The organism is Aquitalea sp. FG25, assembly GCF_057809375.1.
Map to the genome: position 1 here is coordinate 1 of NZ_JBMDJV010000016.1, position 19,612 is coordinate 19,612.

Consider the following 19,612-nt stretch of genomic DNA (forward strand, 5'->3'; position numbering starts at 1 on the left):
GAATAACCGATAGGCTGTGAGTACTTGACAATCGCCTTCTCTAGAAAGGAGGTGATCCAGCCGCAGGTTCCCCTACGGCTACCTTGTTACGACTTCACCCCAGTCATGAATCCCACCGTGGTAAGCGGCCTCCTTACGGTTAGCCTACCCACTTCTGGTGAAACTCACTCCCATGGTGTGACGGGCGGTGTGTACAAGACCCGGGAACGTATTCACCGCAGCATGCTGATCTGCGATTACTAGCGATTCCGACTTCACGCACTCGAGTTGCAGAGTGCGATCCGGACTACGATCGGTTTTATGAGATTGGCTCCACCTCGCGGCTTGGCTACCCTCTGTACCGACCATTGTATGACGTGTGAAGCCCTGGTCATAAGGGCCATGAGGACTTGACGTCATCCCCACCTTCCTCCGGTTTGTCACCGGCAGTCCCATTAGAGTGCTCAACTAAATGGTAGCAACTAATGGCAAGGGTTGCGCTCGTTGCGGGACTTAACCCAACATCTCACGACACGAGCTGACGACAGCCATGCAGCACCTGTGTTACAGCTCCCTTTCGGGCACCAATCCATCTCTGGAAAGTTCTGTACATGTCAAGACCAGGTAAGGTTTTTCGCGTTGCATCGAATTAATCCACATCATCCACCGCTTGTGCGGGTCCCCGTCAATTCCTTTGAGTTTTAACCTTGCGGCCGTACTCCCCAGGCGGTCAACTTCTCGCGTTAGCTACGCTACCAAGGATTCAAACCCCCAACAGCTAGTTGACATCGTTTAGGGCGTGGACTACCAGGGTATCTAATCCTGTTTGCTCCCCACGCTTTCGTGCATGAGCGTCAGTGTCATCCCAGGGGGCTGCCTTCGCCATCGGTATTCCTCCGCATCTCTACGCATTTCACTGCTACACGCGGAATTCTACCCCCCTCTGACGCACTCTAGCTGTGCAGTCTCCAATGCAGTTCCCAGGTTGAGCCCGGGGCTTTCACATCAGACTTACACAACCGCCTGCGCACGCTTTACGCCCAGTAATTCCGATTAACGCTTGCACCCTACGTATTACCGCGGCTGCTGGCACGTAGTTAGCCGGTGCTTATTCTTCAGGTACTGTCATCCCCCAAGGGTATTAACCTTAGGGATTTCCTCCCTGACAAAAGTCCTTTACAACCCGAAGGCCTTCTTCAGACACGCGGCATGGCTGGATCAGGCTTGCGCCCATTGTCCAAAATTCCCCACTGCTGCCTCCCGTAGGAGTCTGGGCCGTGTCTCAGTCCCAGTGTGGCGGATCATCCTCTCAGACCCGCTACTGATCGTCGCCTTGGTGAGCTCTTACCTCACCAACTAGCTAATCAGACGTCGGCCGCTCGAATAGCGCAAGGTCTTACGATCCCCTGCTTTCCTTCTCAAAGCGTATGCGGTATTAGCTATCCTTTCGGATAGTTATCCCCCACTACTCGGCACGTTCCGACGCATTACTCACCCGTTCGCCACTCGTCAGCGGAGCAAGCTCCCTGTTACCGTTCGACTTGCATGTGTAAAGCATGCCGCCAGCGTTCAATCTGAGCCAGGATCAAACTCTTCAGTTCAATCTCATAGCAAATTTTCTGGCACGCAAGATCAAAGAAAATAACAAGTATTTCTTGTCTTGCAGTGCAAGTATTTGGCTTTCGCCAAGCACTCACACCTATCGGTTATTCTGTTTTTTAAAGAGCGGTGCAGGTCGCTGCGTTTCGTTTCCGTCGCTGCGTTGTCTGCTGAGGAGGCGAACTATACCGCCCCACCCCTCCCTCGTCAACACTTTGTGCGAGAAAAACTGCACGATTTGCTGAAAATCCGGCCCAGCACACGCTAAGTCACTGAGCGGCAATGCTTTATGAAATGCGGGTTTTATTACAATCTGGCTGCAGTGGCGCGCTATCCTATTAAAGGCGGCTTGAGTCTGGGCTGGAAAAGCAGCTGGCTAGTACAAAAAGCTGGCCTCGGTGCTGGCACAGGCAGCAAAAAGCCCGGCTAGGCCGGGCTTTTTGCATGAAGTGCGTTAAGGCACGGTCATCATTCTTCTTGTGCGGCGATATCTGCCTTGACCTTTTCCATGTCCAGATCACGCAACGCCTTGATCAGCTCTTCCAGCTGCGCCGGCATCATGGCACCAGCCTGGTTGAACACGATGATGCCGTCCTTCAGAGCCATCAGCGTGGGGATGGAGCGGATCTGGAAGTGGGCGGCCAGTTCTTGTTCTTCTTCGGTGTTGATTTTGCCGAACACGATGTCGGGATGCTTGAGCGCAGCCGCTTCGAAGGTAGGGCCAAACATTTTGCACGGACCACACCATTCAGCCCAGAAATCCAGAATGACGATGCCGCCCTTGTCGACGGTTTCATTAAATGTACTACCGGTAATATTGATGGTGGCCATGTGGCACTCCCTTCCGGTGTTGCGACACCGCAAATAAGTAATAGCAGCAGAGATGGGACTGGCGGCGGCATTTGCAAGTGCCGTCACCATGGTTTGTAGCAATCAGGCTGATTGCGACTGGCTATCCCGAACAAGACTAAGGCCCACTTTGTGAGTGGGCCTTAGTTATCTCTTTATATAGTGTGCGATACGCTTTACAGCACCAGCTTGCTATAACTTTCTTTTTCCATCTGGCAGATTTCCACACACAACTGGGTCCCCGCTGGCCCTGACACGTGCTGCTGCAATACCGGCAGCAGGCTGGAGGACAGTCGTTGGCGGGTAGCCAGATCACGCCCAGTCAGAATGTGCAGCTGCAGATGAACAAAGGGGTCAGTACCCGCTTCGGTACCGGTCAGCCAGTCATCCAGCGCGATGGCACGGCTTTTGATATCCGCAGCCTGAAACTGGCCACTAGCCAATAGCGCCTGGTTGATGGCCAATAAAGTGGCTGGGACATCCAGCTGCAGCCCACTGCTGTATTGCATGATGATTTGTGGCATGTCAGCTGGCTTTCTTTTTCAGTTGATAGCACTGGTGGATCTTGCGGTTGCGGAAGTCTTCCGGCACGGACTGCCCGCTGATGTCGCGGATGTGATAGTCCTCGGCCAGACGTTCGTCCAGCACGAAGCTGCGCAGATTATTGGAGAAGTACAAGGTACCGCCCGGTGCCAGCAGCGCCATGGCGTAGTCGATGAGCCAGACATGGTCGCGCTGGACGTCCAGGATGTCCTGCATTTTTTTGGAGTTGGAGAAGGTGGGTGGGTCCATCACGATGAGGTCGAACTGCTCACCCTCGTCTACCGCTTGTTCCAGATACTGGAACACGTCGGCACGCACCAGTTGATGGCGGGCCAGGTCCAGTCCGTTGAGCTCGAAGTTGCGGCGCGACCAGTCCTGATAGGTATTGGACATGTCGACGGTTTCCGAGCTGACGGCACCGCCGGCACCGGCGTAGACGGTAAAGCTGCCGGTATAGGCAAACAGATTGAGAAAGCGCTTGCCTGCAGCTTCTTCACGCACGCGTTTGCGGGTGTTGCGGTGATCAAGAAACAGGCCGGTGTCCAGATAGGCATCCAGATTGACGATGAAGCGCTGGCCAAACTCTTGCACGATGAAGTCATCGCCCAGCTTGCCCACTTTTTCGTACTGGCTGACACCCTTCTGGCGACGGCGGCTTTTCAGGGTGATGGCGGATTCATCGCGTCCGGTTACTTCTGCGATGGCTGCAATGATGGCGGCTATCCATTGCTGATAGACCTCGTCTTCCATTTCCCAGCCGGTATCGTACTCCTGCAGATGCACCCGGTCGCCATACAGGTCTACCGCCAGCGGAAACTGCGGTACGTCCTTGTCGTAGACACGCCAGGCATCCAGCCCCTGGCGTGCGGCCCACTTGGCATAGTGCTTGTAGTTTTTCTGCAGCCGATTGGCAAAAGCGGAGACGTCGACCATAGCATTCCTTGAAAGCAGCTACCGTGATGGCGCTGCCGGCTAAATCATTCTGTTCGGACAAAAACAAACGCGCGCCAGCATAAGCCACCGGCGCGCGTGTCAGCAAGTTGCTGCCTCTACCTATTCGGGCTGGTACATGGCAATCAGCTTGCGATACACCGGCTCGGGCAGGTACTGGCGGATCATGTTTTGCCAGCCACGCGGGCCAACCAGGCCCTTGACCATGGTGGATGACACCTCGGCATATTCCCGTGGCGGCAACAGGAAGATGGTGGTGATGTCCGGGTGCAAGTCCGAGTTGATATAACGCATGGTGCGTTCGTATTCGTAGTCGCTGGCGGTACGAATGCCGCGAATGATGTAGTTGGCACCAATGCTCTGGGCGTAATTCACCAGAAACTGGTTTTCGAATACATCGACCCGCAGCTTGCTGAAGCCACGCGTAACGGCACGCAGCATGTCCACGCGCTCATCCACACTGAAGGTACAGTGTTTTTCCGGGTTCACGCCGACTGCCACGATGAGTTCGTCGAACAGCTCTACGGCTTCGCGAATCATCCACAAGTGACCGTTGGTGACCGGGTCGAAACTTCCGGCATACACGGCTCTTTTCACTTCTCGTTTTCCTTTGGATGTGTGTGCCATGGCGACTGTATCGTGCAGTAGTGGGAGGGTAAAGGCATTTTTGTTGCAGTGCGCCAAAAATGCGGCATAACAGTAGGGTTTTGCGTCATTTACATCATGATTGCAGAACATTCTGGTGCAAGAAGCAAGAAAGGCCGACATCAAGCCGGCCTTTGGCATGCGCGATGCACCGGAATGGATCAGCTATTGATGTTTTCTGCGTGATGGCAGGCAATCATGCGCGCATCCAGCGCACGCAGTTGCGGCACTTCCTGCTGGCAGCGCGCATCGGCAAACGGGCAGCGCTTGTGGAAAGTGCAGCCAGAGGGCGGATTGAGCGGGCTGGGCAATTCACCCTGGATTTTGATCTTGATGCGGCGATCTTCCGGGTGAATGGAAGGCGTGGCCGACAACAGCGCCTGAGTATAAGGATGCAGCGGCCGGGCGTAAATCTTGCCCTTGGCACCAACCTCCACGGCGCGGCCCAGATACATCACCATCAGGTCATCCGCCACGTGCTCCACCACCGCCAGATTGTGCGAGATAAACACATAGGCGGTATTGAACTCTTCCTGCAAATCCATGAACAGGTTGAGTACCTGGGCCTGGATGGAAACGTCCAGTGCCGAGGTGGGCTCATCCGCCACCACGATTTTGGGATTGAGCATCATGGCGCGGGCAATGGCGATACGTTGGCGCTGGCCGCCGGAAAACATATGCGGGTAGCGGTAGTAATGTTCCGGACGCAGACCAACGCGCGTCATCATGGCACGCACGCGTTCTTCGCGTTCGCTGGCCGACAGGCTGGTATTGATGGCCAGCGGCTCGCCCAGCTGGGTGCCGATTTTCTGGCGCGGGTTGAGCGAGGCGTAGGGGTTCTGAAACACCATCTGCACCTTGGTGCGCATGGCTTTCAGTTCCGCCTTGCCCGCCGTGGCGGCATCCTGGCCCTCCAGCAGCAGTGAGCCGGAAGTCGGCGGCTCGATCAACGTCAGCTGGCGTGCCAGCGTGGACTTGCCACAGCCGGATTCGCCCACCACCGCCAGCGTTTTGCCAGCCTGCAATTCAAACGATACGCCGTTGAGCGCCTTGACCTGCGCAGCCGGTTTGAGAAAACCCTGGGCCACATCGTAATAACGGGTGAGGTCCCGTGCCTGCAATACGGTACTCATCATGCCTCCTTGGCCGTAATCGGGTAGTGGCAGCGTACAACGCCACCGTCAATGGCGGTCAGGCCCGGTCGCTGGGCCTTGCACTTGTCCTGAACATAGGGACAGCGCGGAGACAACAGGCAGCCGCTGGGCCGGTCGTACTGCCCCGGCACGATGCCAGGCAGGGTGGACAGGCGATGCGCGCCCTTGCTGTGTTCCGGAATGGACTTGAGCAGCGCCTCGGTATACGGGTGGGTGGGGGTGCGGAAAATGCCCGGCACCTTGGCCATCTCGGCCACTTGCCCGGCATACATCACCGCTACTTTGTGCGCCACTTCAGCCACCACGGCCAGGTCATGGGTAATCATGATCAGCGCCATGTTCTGGCTTTTTTGCAGATTGACCAGCAAGTCCATGATTTGCGCCTGGATGGTAACGTCCAGGGCGGTGGTGGGCTCGTCGGCAATCAGCAGCTTGGGATTACAGGCAATGGCCATGGCAATCACCACGCGCTGGCTCATACCGCCGGACAACTGGTGCGGGTAGGCATTCAACCGGCTGGCCGCCGCCGGGATTTCCACCATTTCCATCAGCTCCAGCGCGCGCTGCTTCAGTGCGGCACCACGCAGGCCCTGATGGATTTTTAGTACTTCCATGATCTGGTAACCCACGGTGTAACTGGGGTTGAGCGAGGTCATCGGGTCCTGAAAGATCATGGCGATATCCTTGCCGACAATCTTGCGACGCTCGCGCGCCGAGATGGTGAGCAGGTTCTTGCCATCAAATTGCAGGGTATCCGCCACAATACGGCCCTGCCCTTCCAGCAGGCCCATCATGGCCATCATGGTGACGGACTTGCCCGAACCGGATTCGCCGACAATGCCGACGATTTCGCCCTGATTGACCGTGAGGTCCAGCCCTTCCACTGCGCGGAAGGGATTTTTTTCCGAACCGAACTCCACCGAGAGGTTCTTGATTTCCAGCAGACTCATACATCCCTCCTCAGGCGGCGCGCTTCAGTTTCGGGTCCAGCGCATCGCGCAGGCCGTCACCCATCAGGTTGATGGCCAGTACCGACAGCAAAATGGTGAGACCAGGCAGCGACACCACCCACCAGGCACGTTCGATGTAATCACGGGCGGATGCCAGCATGGTGCCCCACTCCGGCGTAGGCGGTTGCACGCCCAGACCCAGAAAGCCCAGCGCGGCGATTTCCAGAATGGCCGAGGAGAAGCTCATGGTGGCATGCACGATCAACGGCGCCATGCAATTGGGCAGCACGGTATTGAACATCAGACGGAACAGACCGGCACCAGACACGCGCGAGGCGGTGACGTAGTCGCGGTTCAGCTCGGTCATGGCGGAGGCACGGGTCAGGCGCACATAGGCGGGCAAGGACACCGTGGCAATGGCGATCATGGCATTCATCAGGCCAGGCCCCAGGATGGCCATGATGGCCACCGCCAGCAGCAAGGACGGCAAGGCCATCATGATGTCCATCACCCGCATGATCACCCCGCCCAGCACCTTGGGGAAGAAAGCCGCCAACAGGCCCAGCACCACGCCGGGCACCATGGCCAGCAGCACGGAACACAGGCCGATGAACAGCGACAGGCGTGCGCCGTAGATCAGACGCGACAGGATGTCGCGGCCCAGTTCATCCGTTCCCAGCAGGAAGGCGCTGGAACCACCATCCAGCCAGGCCGGCGGTGTCAGCAGGTGATCGCGATATTGCTCGATGGGGCTGTACGGTGCCACCAGCGGCGCCAGTACGGCGCACAGCACCACAATGCTCATGAAGATCAGGCCGGCAACCGCGCCCTTGTTATACGAAAAGCCCTGCCAGAACTCCTTGAGTGGCGAGGGATAGCTCAGTGCCACATCGTCGGCGGGCACAGCAGCGTTCTGCATGTTTGCATTAGTCATGACGGTACCTGCAAGCGTTATTTGGCGTGACGGATGCGCGGGTTGGCAACACCGTACAGAATGTCCACGATGAAGTTGGTGATGATCACCAGCGTGGCCACAATCAGGATGCCGTTTTGCACCACCGGGTAGTCGCGGCGGCTGATGGCGTCGATCAGCCATTTGCCGATACCGGGCCAGGAGAAGATGGTTTCGGTCAGCACCGCACCACCCATCAGCGTACCCACTTGCAGGCCAATCACCGTCAGCACCGGAATCAGCGCATTGCGCAGGGTATGCACAAAGATCACCCGCGCCGGCGACAGGCCCTTGGCCCGTGCGGTGCGCACATAGTCTTCACGCAGTACTTCCAGCATGGAGGAACGGGTCATCCGCGCAATCACCGCCAGCGGAATGGTACCCAGCACGATAGCCGGCAGAATCAGATGCATCAGCGCATCCTTGAAGGCACCGGCATTAGCGGATGGATCGGCCGCTTCGGCCAGCCAGGTATCAATCAGCATGAAACCGGTGCGCGGCGTGATGTCATAGGCCAGATCCAGCCGACCGGAAACCGGTGTCCAACCCAACTTGACCGAGAAGAACATGATGAGGATCAGGCCCCACCAGAAAATCGGCATGGAAAAGCCGGTGAGCGAAATGCCCATCACGCCATGGTCGAAGATGGAGCCGCGCTTGATGGCAGCAGTCACCCCGGCCAACAGGCCGAACACCACGGCAAAGGCCATGGCAGCCAATGCCAGTTCCAGCGTGGCTGGAAACAGGGTTTTGAACTCGGCCCAGACGCTGGTTTTGGTCACCAGCGATTCACCCAGATTGCCGTGCAGCAAATTGCTGATGTAGTCGACATATTGCGCGTACAGCGGCTTGTCCAGCCCCAGGCGGTGCATGGCGTCCGCGTGCATTTGCGGGTCTAGCGTGCGCTCACCCACCATGACTTCCACCGGGTCGCCGGGGATCATGCGGATAAGGCCAAAGGTAAGCAAGGTAATGCCGAAGAACGTGGGAATCAGCAAACCCAGTCTACGGAAAATGAAAGACAACATACGCACTTCTCCCGTGCATCCGGCCTGCTTTACAGCATGGCAGACGGACACCGTTATTTCAGACCCAGATCATGGATGGGAATGTCATGGAAACGATAAGGAGAAACAAGCGGGAGGACAGCGCAGAAAAACGGAAGAAAGGTGTCGGGCAGAAGACGCCGGCTGAACCACCCACCTACATCAGCCACGCCTTCGCCTCGACGGAGTAGACAATAACATCCGCCCAGGGCCACGCCTTTGATACAGGTCAAGCCTGCCAGTCCGCGCTCGCACGCCACCGCTGTTTCCGTTTTACTGCATTCCTTCTGACAGACACTCCCGGCCGGTTTCACCGGTAACAGCATTTCTTTATCTGACGTAAAGATAGTGCCGTGCTCCATGCAAAACATCGGGGGCTTGCGCCCCCGATATCAGTCACTTCCCCGTTGGGAAGCAAACAGGATTACTTCAGGCTGACGCCATAGAAGGAGTTCAGGCCGAAGGGGCTGACCTTGAAGCCAACCACCGACTTGGACATCGGCTGCACCACGGTGGAGTGGGCAATGGTGGTGTAAGGCAGCTGCTGTTTGTAGATTTCCTGTGCCTTCATATACAGCTTGGTGCGCTCGGCCACATTGGTGGTGCGCTTGGCTTTTTGCAGCAGGTCTTCAAACGGCTTGTAGCACCACTTGGCAAAGTTGTTGCCGTTCATGGCTTCGCAGCCCAGCTGGGTGCCCAGCCAGTTGTCCGGATCCCCATTGTCACCCGTCCAGCCAATCAGCATGGCATCGTGCTCGCCCGCCTTGGCGCGCTTGATGTACTCACCCCATTCATAGGTGGTGATCTTGGCCTTGACGCCAATTTTGGCCCAGTCAGCCTGTACCATTTCGGCCATCAGCTTGGCATTGGGGTTGTACGGACGCTGTACCGGCATCGCCCACAGGGTGATGTCAAAGCCATTGGGGTAACCGGCCTTGGCCAGCAGTGCCTTGGCTTTTTCCACACTGTACGGCGCATCTTTCAGGCTCTTGTTGTAAGACCACTGCGTAGGCGGCATCGGGTTGGTGGCAGCCTGGCCAGCGCCCTGGTATACCGCATTGATAATGGCTTTCTTGTTGACGGCCATATCCAGCGCCTGACGCACTTCCAGCTTGTCCATCGGCTTGTGCTTCACGTTGTAGGCCAGATAGCCCAGGTTGAAGCCAGCCTGCGAAATCACGTTCAGCTTGCTATCGGCCTTCATCGCGGCGATGTCGGTCGGTCGCGGGTAGGCCGTAACCTGGCACTCTCCAGCCTTCAGCTTCTGATAGCGCACGGACGGGTCGGTAGTGATGGCAAATACCAGATTGTCCACTTTCGGGCCATCAACCTTGTCCCAATACTGCTTGTTGGCGGCAAAGCGGATCTGCGCATCTTTCTGGTAACGCTTGAAGATGAAAGGCCCTGTGCCCACCGGCTGCTGATTCAGCAGCTGCGGGGTACCAGCCTTCAGCAACTTATCGGCATATTCCGCCGACTGAATGGAGGCAAAGCTCATCGCCAGGTTCTGCAGGAAGGCTGCGTCGATGCTCTTCAGGGTGAACTTGACGGTATTAGCGTCCAGCTTCTCGACCTTGGTGATGTTTTCATCCATGCCCATATCGGTGAAATACGGGAATTCGGTCGGATAAGCTTTGCGGAAAGCGTTGTTCTTGTTGAGCATGCGATCGAAGGTGAATACCACGTCGTCCGCATTGAAATCCCGCGTCGGCTTGAAGTAATCCGTGGTCTGGATCTTCACACCCTTGCGCAGATGGAAGGTGTAGGACAGGCCATCGGCGGCCACGTCCCATTTTTCGGCCAACGCCGGCACCACTTTGGTACCACCGCGCTGGAATTGCACCAGACGGTTGAATACGGTTTCGGCAGAGGCATCAAAGTCGGTGCCGGTAGTGTACTGACCCGGATCGAAACCGGCCGGGCTACCCTCAGAGCAATATACGAGCGTTCCTGCAGCTTGTGCAGCCATCGAGGCCGAGGCGATCAGGCCGGCGGCCAGCAGCATTTTCTTTGCAGCTTGCATGAGTTCTTTCCTTTTCCTTTGTACAGACTTCGTGATTTTTATCGAGTGTCCGATCTTCTGAAGCGCCTTGTGGGCAGCTTTGGTCGGATACATTATGCAGAGAGGGGCAGTTTGACAAGCACCCCCCTCTCATTTCTGATCATTTATTGCGCATACACAGCAGTTGTCAGCAGAAAACTAGCACTTTTTCACCACAACACTGCCAACCGAGTAACCGGCGCCAAACGAACAAATAACACCGATATCGCCTTGTTCCAGGCGATCGCGGCACAGATGGAAAGCAATGATCGAGCCAGCCGAGCTGGTATTGGCGTAACGATCGAGAATCACCGGGGCTTCCTGCTCGCTGGCATCACGGCCCAGCACGCGGCGGGCAATCAGCTGATTCATCGCCAGATTGGCCTGATGCAGCCAGAAGCGGCCCACTTGTTGCGGCAGGATGCCCAGTTGCTCCAGATGCTGCACGATATGTTCGCCCACCATCGGACACACTTCCTTGAACACCTTGCGGCCCTGCTGCACAAACAATTTGTCGACCTGGCCAATCCCCTGCGCGTCACAGCGATTGAGGAAGCCGAAGTTGTTACGGATATTGTTGGAAAACACCGTGGCCAGACGGGTACCCAGAATCTCGAACTGCTCGGACGAGATGGCCGACTCGGCAGCTTCCAGCACCAGTGCGGTGCAAGTATCACCAAAAATGAAATGGCTGTCGCGGTCGCGGAAGTTAAGGTGAGCCGAGCAGATTTCCGGGCTGATCACCAGCACGGCGCGCGCCTGGCCGCTCTGGATGGCATTCACCGCAGTCTGGATGCCAAAGGTGGCAGATGAGCAGGCCACATTCATATCGAAGGCATAGCCCTGCACGCCCAGCGCTTGTTGGATTTCAATGGACACCGCCGGATAGGGACGCTGCATATTGGAGCAAGCCACCAGCACCATGTCGATATCAGCTGCGGTCCTGCCCGCCTGTGCCAGTGCAGCAGTCGCAGCAGCCACGCCCATTTCGGCCTGGATGGACAATTCGTCATTGCTGCGTTCCGGCAGATAAGGCGTCATGCGTGTCGGATCGAGCACACCGTCCTTATTCATCAGAAAACGCTGCTTGATACCGGATGCCTTCTCGATGAATTCGGCGCTGGATTCCGCCAGCGCCGTCACCGTGCCGGCGGCAATGTCGGCAGCGTGCTGCGCATTCCAGCCAGCAACATACTGATTGAAGGCAACGACCAGCTCTTCATTGCTGACTGCATGCGGCGGCGTAAACAAACCGGACCCGCTGATGACCACTTTCTTCATTTTCCCTGTCTCTCTCTGACAAAGACACCGCTGCTGGCAGGCTGCCACATCCGGCCAGGCCGGATAACACAATCCTTGCATGCAACAGGCGGCACCTGTGATGGCACCCATGTAAACGGGCGTTTGCTTGAATCATACACCAAGCCCGGTTTTGTCCTGTAATTAAACCCCCCGACCACTGATAAACCTAGTAAAATGCTCAACTTTGCTGCCATTTGCCAGCCCCACGCCGCAGGTCAATCCGGGGCAGCGAGCAGACTTGTCGACCCCCTGCTGTTAATAGTTGACAAATTTAGTCGGGAATTGGGTATAATCATCCCAACCACCCATCGGAGTTCAAGATCATGCGTCTCACCACCAAAGGCCGCTTTGCGGTAACCGCCATGCTGGATCTGGCCATGCGCGAAGCCAATGGCCCGGTGACCCTGGCTGGCATCAGCGAGCGCCAGAGCATTTCCCTTTCTTATCTGGAACAGCTGTTCGGCAAACTGCGCCGTTCCGAACTGGTAGACAGCGTGCGCGGCCCAGGCGGCGGCTACACCCTGGCCCGTATCCCGTCCGAAATCTCCGTGGCAGACATCATTGCCGCCGTAGACGAGCCGGTTGATGCCACCCAGTGTGGCGGTCGCGAAAACTGTCATGACAACCACCGCTGCATGACCCACGACTTGTGGACCAACCTGAACGCCACCATCTTCGACTATCTTGCCAAGGTTACCCTGGGCAGCTTGGTTGAAAAGCAGCGCGCCAAGGAAACCGCGTCCAAAGAAAACAATGTAATGCAGGACAAGCGCGAAAGCAGCCCCCGTGCGACTGCCTCCGCCTCCAGCGCACTGTAAGCGCACCGCATCCCCGGAGAATTGATAATGAGTCAGCTCAAGCTTCCCATCTACCTCGACTATTCAGCCACTACCCCGGTTGATCCCCGTGTTGCCGCCAAGATGATTCCCTATCTGACCGAGCAATTCGGCAACCCGGCATCGCGTAGCCACAGCTTTGGCTGGACGGCAGAAGAGGCGGTAGAGAATGCGCGGGCAGAAGTGGCCAAGCTTTTGAATGCCGACCCGAAGGAAATTGTCTGGACCTCCGGTGCCACCGAGTCCGACAACCTGGCCATCAAGGGTGCCGCCCAGTTCTACAAGAGCAAGGGCAAGCACATCATCACCGTCAAGACCGAGCACAAGGCGGTGCTGGATACCTGTCGCGAGCTGGAACGCCAGGGCTTTGAAGTAACTTATCTGGGGGTGCAGGAAAACGGCCTGATCGACATTGAAGAATTCAAGGCCGCCATCCGCCCGGACACCATCCTGGTGTCGGTGATGTACGTCAACAATGAAATCGGCGTGATCCAGGACATTCCGCAAATCGGTGAAATCTGCCGCGAAAAAGGCATCATCTTCCATGTCGACGCCACCCAGGCGCCGGGCAAGGTGAAGATGGACATGAATGTGCTGAAGGTGGACCTGATGAGCCTGTCCGCCCACAAGGCCTACGGCCCCAAGGGTATTGGCGCGCTGTACATCCGCCGCAAGCCGCGTGTACGCCTGGAAGCCCAGATGCACGGCGGTGGCCATGAGCGCGGTTTCCGCTCCGGCACCCTGCCGACGCACCAGATTGTCGGCATGGGCGAAGCCTTCCGCCTGGCACGCGAAGAAATGGATAGCGAGAGCGAGCGCATCCGCATGCTGCGCGACCGCCTGTGGAACGGCATCAAGGACATGGAAGAGGTGTACATCAACGGCGACATCGACCAGCGCGTACCGCACAACCTGAATGTCAGCTTCAACTTTGTTGAAGGTGAAAGCCTGATCATGGCCATCAAGGACCTGGCGGTTTCCAGCGGTTCGGCCTGTACCTCGGCCTCGCTGGAGCCCTCTTACGTGCTGCGCGCCCTGGGCCGCAACGACGAAATGGCCCACAGCTCCATCCGCTTTACCCTGGGCCGCTTCACCACCGAAGCTGAAATCGACTTCGCCATTGCGCTGTTGAAAGATAAAATCGGCAAATTGCGCGAACTGTCCCCGCTGTGGGAAATGTTCAAGGAAGGCGTAGACCTGAATTCGGTACAGTGGGCCGCTCACTGAACTATCAATGATTTTGCGGGAGCGATCGGCTCAAGACAGCCGCGCTTCCGCCAGCAGGAGAGAGAACCATGGCATACAGCGACAAGTTGATGGATCACTACGAAAACCCGCGCAACGTGGGTTCCTTCGAAAAGGGTGATGACACGGTAGGCACCGGCATGGTGGGTGCACCGGCCTGTGGCGACGTAATGAAGCTGCAGATCAAGGTAAACGCCGACGGTGTGATTGAAGATGCCAAATTCAAGACTTACGGCTGTGGTTCCGCCATTGCCTCGTCTTCCCTGGTAACCGAATGGGTCAAGGGCAAATCGCTGGATGAAGCGATGGCGATCAAGAACACTGCCATTGCCGAAGAACTGGCGTTGCCGCCGGTGAAGATCCACTGCTCCATCCTGGCCGAAGACGCCATCAAGGCCGCAGTGAGCGACTACAAGCAAAAACACGGCAAGTAAGGAGCGCAGACATGGCCATCACCCTTTCGGCAAGTGCAGCCAATCACGTCAGCCAGTTCATTGCCAAACGCGGCAAGGGCCTGGGCATCCGCCTGGGGGTGAAAACCTCCGGTTGCTCCGGCATGGCCTACAAGCTGGAGTTTGTTGATGCCGCCACCGACGACGACATCACCTTCGAAAGCAATGGCGTAACCGTGTTTACCGATGCCAAGAGCCTGGCCTATCTGGACGGCACCGAACTGGATTACTCCAAGGAAGGGCTGAACGAAGGCTTCAAGTTCAACAACCCCAACGTGAAAAACGAATGTGGTTGCGGCGAAAGCTTCAACGTCTGATCGCCCTCTGTCGTTCCCTGAGCCGGGCTGCCACCAGCGGCGGCCCGGTTGCCACCCTGCAGTCCCGTAGCCCAAGGCCATGACTACCGAATTCTCCCAGGATTTCTTTCAGCTGTTCGGCCTGCCGCGCCGCTTTGTGCTGGATAGCCAGCAACTTGAACACTCCTGGCGTGCTGCAGCCGCTACCGTGCATCCCGACCGTTATGCCAGTAGCCCCGATGCCGAAAAACGCATGGCGCTGATGCAGGCCACCCGCGTCAACGAAGCCTACCAGACGCTTAAATCGCCGCTGCGCCGGGCGCGTTATCTGCTGTCGCTGCAAGGCCGCGACACCCAGGAAGAAACCAATACCAGCATGCCGGTGGATTTTCTGATGGCGCAGATGGAATGGCGCGAAAACATTGAGGAAGCCCGCGATGCCGGCAAGGTAGAAGCCCTGGAAGCCCTGTCGGCCAGCTTGCGTCAGGAAAACCGCGCACTGGTGGCCGAGCTGGCCACGGCACTGGATGCAGCGGGAGATTTGGACGCCGCCGCCCTGATGGTGCGAAAATTGCGCTTTCTGGAAAAACTCGACCAGGAAATCGGCGACGCCATCGAAACCCTGCTGGGCTAGGTCGCCATCCCTGTGCACCTGATGTTACCGCTCACGCGACAACAATAAAGATTCCGTCATGGCTCTACTACAAATTGCCGAACCCGGCCTGTCCGCCGCACCACACCAGCACCGCCTGGCAGTAGGCATCGACCTTGGCACCACCAATTCGCTGGTGGCCACAGTAAGAAGCGGCTCTGCCACCGTGCTGGCCGACGAATTCGGTCGCAGCCTGTTGCCCTCCGTAGTGCGCTACCAGGAAGACGGCAGCACCACGGTGGGCCACGACGCCCAGCGCCAGCAGAACCATGACCCGCACAACACCATTACGTCGGTAAAGCGTTTCATGGGCCGGGGCCTGTCCGATCTCAAGGATGCCGGCAGCCTGCCCTACCGTTTTGTCGACGCCCCCGGCATGGTGCAACTGCACACCGCCGCTGGCGTGAAAAGCCCGGTTGAAGTCTCCGCCGATATCCTGCGCCAGCTGGCGCAGCGTGCCGAGGCCGCGTTGGGCGGCGAGTTGACTGGCGCGGTGATTACCGTACCGGCCTATTTTGACGATGCCCAACGCCAGGCCACCAAGGATGCCGCCCGTCTGGCCGGTCTTACCGTACTGCGCCTGTTGAACGAACCGACCGCTGCCGCCATTGCCTACGGCCTGGATAACGGTGCCGAAGGCACGTATGTGGTGTACGACCTGGGCGGTGGCACTTTCGACATTTCCATTCTCAAGCTCACCCGTGGCGTGTTTGAAGTACTGGCCACCAGCGGCGACTCCGCCCTGGGCGGTGACGACTTCGACCACCGCGTGTATTGCTGGATTCTGGAACAGGCCGATCTGCACGGCCTGTCGGCCCAGGATACCCGCCTGCTGCTGACCCGCGCCCGCGAAGCCAAGGAAGCGCTGACCGAGCACAACGACACCCGCATCACCGCCCTGCTGTCCGATGGCCACGCTATCGACCTGACGCTGGACCAGGACACCTTCCGCCAGATCACCAAAACGCTGGTGGAGAAAACCCTGCTACCGGTACGCAAGGCGCTGCGCGATGCCGACATCAGCGCCGCCGACGTCAAGGGCGTGGTGATGGTAGGCGGTGCCACCCGCATGCCGCATATCCAGAAAGCCGTGGCCGACTTCTTTGGCCAGCCGCCGCTGACCAATCTGGACCCGGACAAGGTGGTTGCTCTCGGTGCCGCCATCCAGGCCAATGTGCTGGCTGGCAACAAAGGCGAGGATGAATGGCTGCTACTGGACGTGATTCCACTATCCCTTGGCATTGAAACCATGGGTGGCCTGACCGAAAAGATCATCCCGCGCAACAGCACCATCCCGGTGGCGCGTGCGCAGGAATTCACCACCTTCAAGGATGGCCAGACCGCCATGTCCATCCACGTGCTGCAAGGTGAGCGCGAACTGGTGGCCGACTGTCGCAGCCTGGCGCAGTTTGTGCTGCGCGGCATTCCGCCGATGGTGGCCGGTGCCGCCCGCATCCGCATCACCTTCCAGGTGGATGCCGACGGCCTGCTGGCGGTATCTGCCCGCGAAATGACCAGCGGCGTGGAAGCCAGCATCGAGGTAAAACCGTCGTATGGTCTGTCCGACGACGCCATCAGCCAGATGCTGAGCGACTCGCTGGCCCATGTGCAGGACGATATCGAGGCACGCAAACTGCGTGAGGCCATTGTCGATGCCGACAGCCTGCGCGATGCCACCCTCACCGCCTTGCAGATTGACGGCGACCTGCTATCCGCCGACGAAACCGCCGCCATCCGCCTGGTACTGAACCAACTGCAAGCTGCCGTCACCAGCCAGACCACGCTGCAGGTCAACCAGGCCACCCACCGCCTGAACAAGGCCACCGAAGACTTTGCCGCCCGCCGCATGGACCGCAACATCCAGCGCGCACTCAAGGGCCAGAACATTGCCGAGCTATAAGGACAACCCATGCCACGCCTGATTGTGCTGCCCCACGCCGACCTCTGCCCCGAAGGCGCAGTGATCGACGACGCCGAAACCGGCAAGAACATCTGTGAAGTACTGCTGGAACACGATATCGAAATCGAACACGCCTGCGAGCTGTCCTGTGCCTGCACCACCTGCCACTGCATCGTGCGCGAGGGCTTTGATTCGCTGAGCGAAGCAGACGAGCTGGAAGAAGACATGCTGGACAAGGCCTGGGGGCTGGAATCCCAGTCGCGCCTGTCCTGCCAGGCGGTGATTGGCGAGGAAGACCTGGTGGTGGAGATTCCGCGCTACACCATCAACCACGCCCGCGAACACCATTAAAACCTGATCATCCGCCCGTTCACCGGGCTGGATGCAGTCGCACCGCACGTAGGAGAACAAGATGAAATGGACCGACGTTAACGACATCGCCATCGAACTGGTGGAAACCTACCCCGATGTCGACCCCAAGACCGTGCGCTTTGTCGACCTGCACAACTGGGTGGTCAGCCTGCCCGATTTCAACGACGACCACAGCCGTGGCGGCGAGCGCGTGCTGGAAGCCATTCAGCAAGCCTGGATCGACGAAGCAGAATAAGCACCGCTCACCAAAACCCTGCTGCTGCGTTGCGCCTCCTTGCTCCAGGGAGCGCTACGCTATTTTGTTAACGGCGCCAAGTACCCGCCGATAGCATCGCAAAGCCCGGCCATGCCGGGTTTCTTCATCCTCCCCCCACTCCTTACCCCCACCAGGCTGGCTGCCCATGACAGCCTGCTATAAGATGGCTCATCCCCCTACTCTGCCGCCGGTGCAAGGCGGTATCGTCATGGAGCCTGAACCATGTTTACCCTGATCATCGGCAACAAGAATCTGTCTTCCTGGTCGCTGCGCCCCTGGCTGGTGCTGAAAATGCTGGACGAGCCCTTCGAGGAAAAGCACATCGACCTCACCGCCAGCGACAGCAAGGCGCGCATTCTCGCTTGTAATCCAGCGGGTAAGGTACCACTGCTGATCGACCAGCAACTGCACGTTGCCGACAGCCTGGCCATCTGCGAATACCTGGCTGACTGTTTCCCCGCTGCCGGACTATGGCCGGACGACATCCCCACCCGCGCCATCGCCCGCTCTGCCGTGGCCGAGATGCATAGCGGTTTTCAGGCATTGCGCAGCGAATTGCCGATGGATGTATGCAGCAACCAAGCCAGCTTTGTCCCCAGCGCAGCCGCGCAGGCAGACATCGACCGCATCACCAGCCTGTGGGACAACCTGCGTCAGCAATACCAAGGAAATGGCCCCTTCCTGTTTGGCCAGTTCACCATTGCCGATGCCTTTTTTGCCCCGGTGGTGTGGCGCTTTGCCAGCTACCACATTGCCCTGCCAGGCCTAGCCGCTGACTATGCCAGGCACATGCGGCAGCTCCCGGCCATGCAAGAATGGCATGCCGCTGCCCAGGCTGAAGCACAATAGGCCGAAAATGCCGCATTCCTGATGGAACAACGCGCCATAACTCATTAGAATGGCGCGTTTTTTCATGCCTTCGCGCAGCAAGAGGTTTACAGCATGACCACCCCGTTCATCATTGGCGTTGCCGGCGGCAGCGGCAGCGGCAAAACCACGGTGACCGCCAAGGTACTGGAAACCATTGGCCCCGACATGGCAGCCGTTATCGTGCAGGACTACTACTACCGGGATCAGGCCCATCTGACCTTCGAACAGCGCCTGGCCACCAATTACGATCATCCCCATGCCTTTGACTGGCCACTACTGATTGAGCACATCGAAGACCTGCTGGCAGGACGGGCCATCCAGATGCCAGTGTATGACTTCACCAATCACACCCGCGCCGCCGAAACCATCACGGTGAAACCGGCACCCGTCATCGTGATTGAGGGCTTGTTCCCGCTATACGATGCCGCGCTGCGCGACATGATGTCGCTGAAAATCTTTGTGGATACCGACCCGGACGTACGCTTCATCCGCCGTCTGCAACGCGATATCCGCGAGCGTGGCCGCAGTGCCGACCATGTGATCGAACACTATCTGGCCACCGTGCGCCCCATGCACAACCAGTTCATCGAACCCACCAAGCGCTTTGCGGATGTCATTCTGCCGCACGGTGCCAACGACCCGGCGGTCGACATCATCACCACCAAGGTTGCCAGCCTGATCAACAGCTGATCCCGCTGGCCCTGCCCCGTTGGCTATCGCAT

At 58.1% G+C, this 19,612-nt stretch carries 20 protein-coding genes and 1 rRNA gene; 10 read left to right on the forward strand and 11 right to left on the reverse strand.

What is annotated here, in order from left to right:
* Window positions 1-44: 44 nt before the first annotated feature.
* The 11 genes from ACODR9_RS14715 to ACODR9_RS14765 form a co-directional block, all read right to left on the reverse strand.
* Window positions 45-1,580: ribosomal RNA gene (locus ACODR9_RS14715) — 16S ribosomal RNA — on the reverse strand.
* A 466-nt stretch (window positions 1,581-2,046) separates the two neighbouring features.
* Window positions 2,047-2,409, reverse strand: a complete 363-nt coding sequence (gene trxA, locus ACODR9_RS14720) for a thioredoxin (RefSeq protein WP_488810159.1) — start codon at window positions 2,407-2,409, stop codon at window positions 2,047-2,049.
* A 194-nt stretch (window positions 2,410-2,603) separates the two neighbouring features.
* Window positions 2,604-2,951, reverse strand: coding sequence for a 5-carboxymethyl-2-hydroxymuconate Delta-isomerase (locus tag ACODR9_RS14725; RefSeq protein WP_488810161.1), 348 nt, complete (start codon window positions 2,949-2,951; stop codon window positions 2,604-2,606).
* 1 nt (window position 2,952) lies between these two features.
* Entirely contained in the window at window positions 2,953-3,903 is a 951-nt protein-coding gene (locus tag ACODR9_RS14730; RefSeq protein ID WP_488810162.1) for a class I SAM-dependent methyltransferase, read from the reverse strand.
* 120 nt (window positions 3,904-4,023) lie between these two features.
* Window positions 4,024-4,548 (reverse strand): pantetheine-phosphate adenylyltransferase, encoded by a 525-nt coding sequence (gene coaD, locus ACODR9_RS14735; protein ID WP_159875035.1) that lies wholly within the window; start codon window positions 4,546-4,548, stop codon window positions 4,024-4,026.
* Between the two features lie 179 nt (window positions 4,549-4,727).
* On the reverse strand, window positions 4,728-5,699 hold the full coding sequence (locus ACODR9_RS14740) for a peptide ABC transporter ATP-binding protein (RefSeq protein WP_488810165.1): 972 nt from the start codon (window positions 5,697-5,699) through the stop codon (window positions 4,728-4,730).
* Entirely contained in the window at window positions 5,699-6,670 is a 972-nt protein-coding gene (locus tag ACODR9_RS14745; protein ID WP_488810167.1) for an ABC transporter ATP-binding protein, read from the reverse strand. Before ACODR9_RS14745 ends, ACODR9_RS14740 begins: the two co-directional genes overlap by 1 nt.
* A 10-nt stretch (window positions 6,671-6,680) precedes the next feature.
* The gene (locus ACODR9_RS14750; RefSeq protein WP_488810168.1) at window positions 6,681-7,604 is read right to left on the reverse strand and encodes an ABC transporter permease subunit; all 924 of its coding nucleotides are present in this window, start codon (window positions 7,602-7,604) and stop codon (window positions 6,681-6,683) included.
* A gap of 17 nt (window positions 7,605-7,621) precedes the next feature.
* Window positions 7,622-8,650, reverse strand: coding sequence for an ABC transporter permease subunit (locus tag ACODR9_RS14755; protein ID WP_488810169.1), 1,029 nt, complete (start codon window positions 8,648-8,650; stop codon window positions 7,622-7,624).
* A 442-nt stretch (window positions 8,651-9,092) separates the two neighbouring features.
* The gene (locus ACODR9_RS14760) at window positions 9,093-10,691 is read right to left on the reverse strand and encodes an ABC transporter substrate-binding protein (RefSeq protein WP_488810170.1); all 1,599 of its coding nucleotides are present in this window, start codon (window positions 10,689-10,691) and stop codon (window positions 9,093-9,095) included.
* A 177-nt stretch (window positions 10,692-10,868) separates the two neighbouring features.
* Complete coding sequence (locus ACODR9_RS14765; RefSeq protein ID WP_488810171.1) at window positions 10,869-11,990, reverse strand: beta-ketoacyl-ACP synthase III; 1,122 nt, start codon at window positions 11,988-11,990, stop codon at window positions 10,869-10,871.
* 344 nt (window positions 11,991-12,334) lie between these two features.
* Here ACODR9_RS14765 and iscR point away from each other — a divergent pair, with 344 nt between their 5' ends.
* The 10 genes from iscR (at window position 12,335) to udk (ending at window position 19,580) form a co-directional block, all read left to right on the forward strand.
* Window positions 12,335-12,829, forward strand: coding sequence for a Fe-S cluster assembly transcriptional regulator IscR (gene iscR / locus ACODR9_RS14770; RefSeq protein ID WP_159875031.1), 495 nt, complete (start codon window positions 12,335-12,337; stop codon window positions 12,827-12,829).
* A 27-nt stretch (window positions 12,830-12,856) separates the two neighbouring features.
* Entirely contained in the window at window positions 12,857-14,074 is a 1,218-nt protein-coding gene (locus tag ACODR9_RS14775; RefSeq protein WP_488810173.1) for an IscS subfamily cysteine desulfurase, read from the forward strand.
* Window positions 14,075-14,142: 68 nt separating this feature from the next.
* Window positions 14,143-14,526, forward strand: a complete 384-nt coding sequence (gene iscU / locus ACODR9_RS14780; protein ID WP_045848182.1) for a Fe-S cluster assembly scaffold IscU — start codon at window positions 14,143-14,145, stop codon at window positions 14,524-14,526.
* Between the two features lie 11 nt (window positions 14,527-14,537).
* Entirely contained in the window at window positions 14,538-14,861 is a 324-nt protein-coding gene (gene iscA, locus ACODR9_RS14785) for an iron-sulfur cluster assembly protein IscA (protein ID WP_488810176.1), read from the forward strand.
* 79 nt (window positions 14,862-14,940) lie between these two features.
* Window positions 14,941-15,474, forward strand: a complete 534-nt coding sequence (gene hscB, locus ACODR9_RS14790; protein WP_488810178.1) for a Fe-S protein assembly co-chaperone HscB — start codon at window positions 14,941-14,943, stop codon at window positions 15,472-15,474.
* Between the two features lie 58 nt (window positions 15,475-15,532).
* Window positions 15,533-17,392: a Fe-S protein assembly chaperone HscA gene (hscA, locus tag ACODR9_RS14795; RefSeq protein ID WP_488810179.1), complete on the forward strand. Its 1,860-nt coding sequence runs from the start codon at window positions 15,533-15,535 to the stop codon at window positions 17,390-17,392.
* 9 nt (window positions 17,393-17,401) lie between these two features.
* The gene (gene fdx, locus ACODR9_RS14800; protein WP_488810180.1) at window positions 17,402-17,743 is read left to right on the forward strand and encodes an ISC system 2Fe-2S type ferredoxin; all 342 of its coding nucleotides are present in this window, start codon (window positions 17,402-17,404) and stop codon (window positions 17,741-17,743) included.
* 61 nt (window positions 17,744-17,804) lie between these two features.
* Window positions 17,805-17,999: a Fe-S cluster assembly protein IscX gene (gene iscX / locus ACODR9_RS14805; RefSeq protein ID WP_178972234.1), complete on the forward strand. Its 195-nt coding sequence runs from the start codon at window positions 17,805-17,807 to the stop codon at window positions 17,997-17,999.
* 243 nt (window positions 18,000-18,242) lie between these two features.
* Window positions 18,243-18,869, forward strand: a complete 627-nt coding sequence (locus ACODR9_RS14810; RefSeq protein WP_488810181.1) for a glutathione S-transferase family protein — start codon at window positions 18,243-18,245, stop codon at window positions 18,867-18,869.
* Between the two features lie 93 nt (window positions 18,870-18,962).
* Entirely contained in the window at window positions 18,963-19,580 is a 618-nt protein-coding gene (gene udk / locus ACODR9_RS14815; RefSeq protein WP_488810182.1) for a uridine kinase, read from the forward strand.
* Window positions 19,581-19,612: the final 32 nt, after the last annotated feature.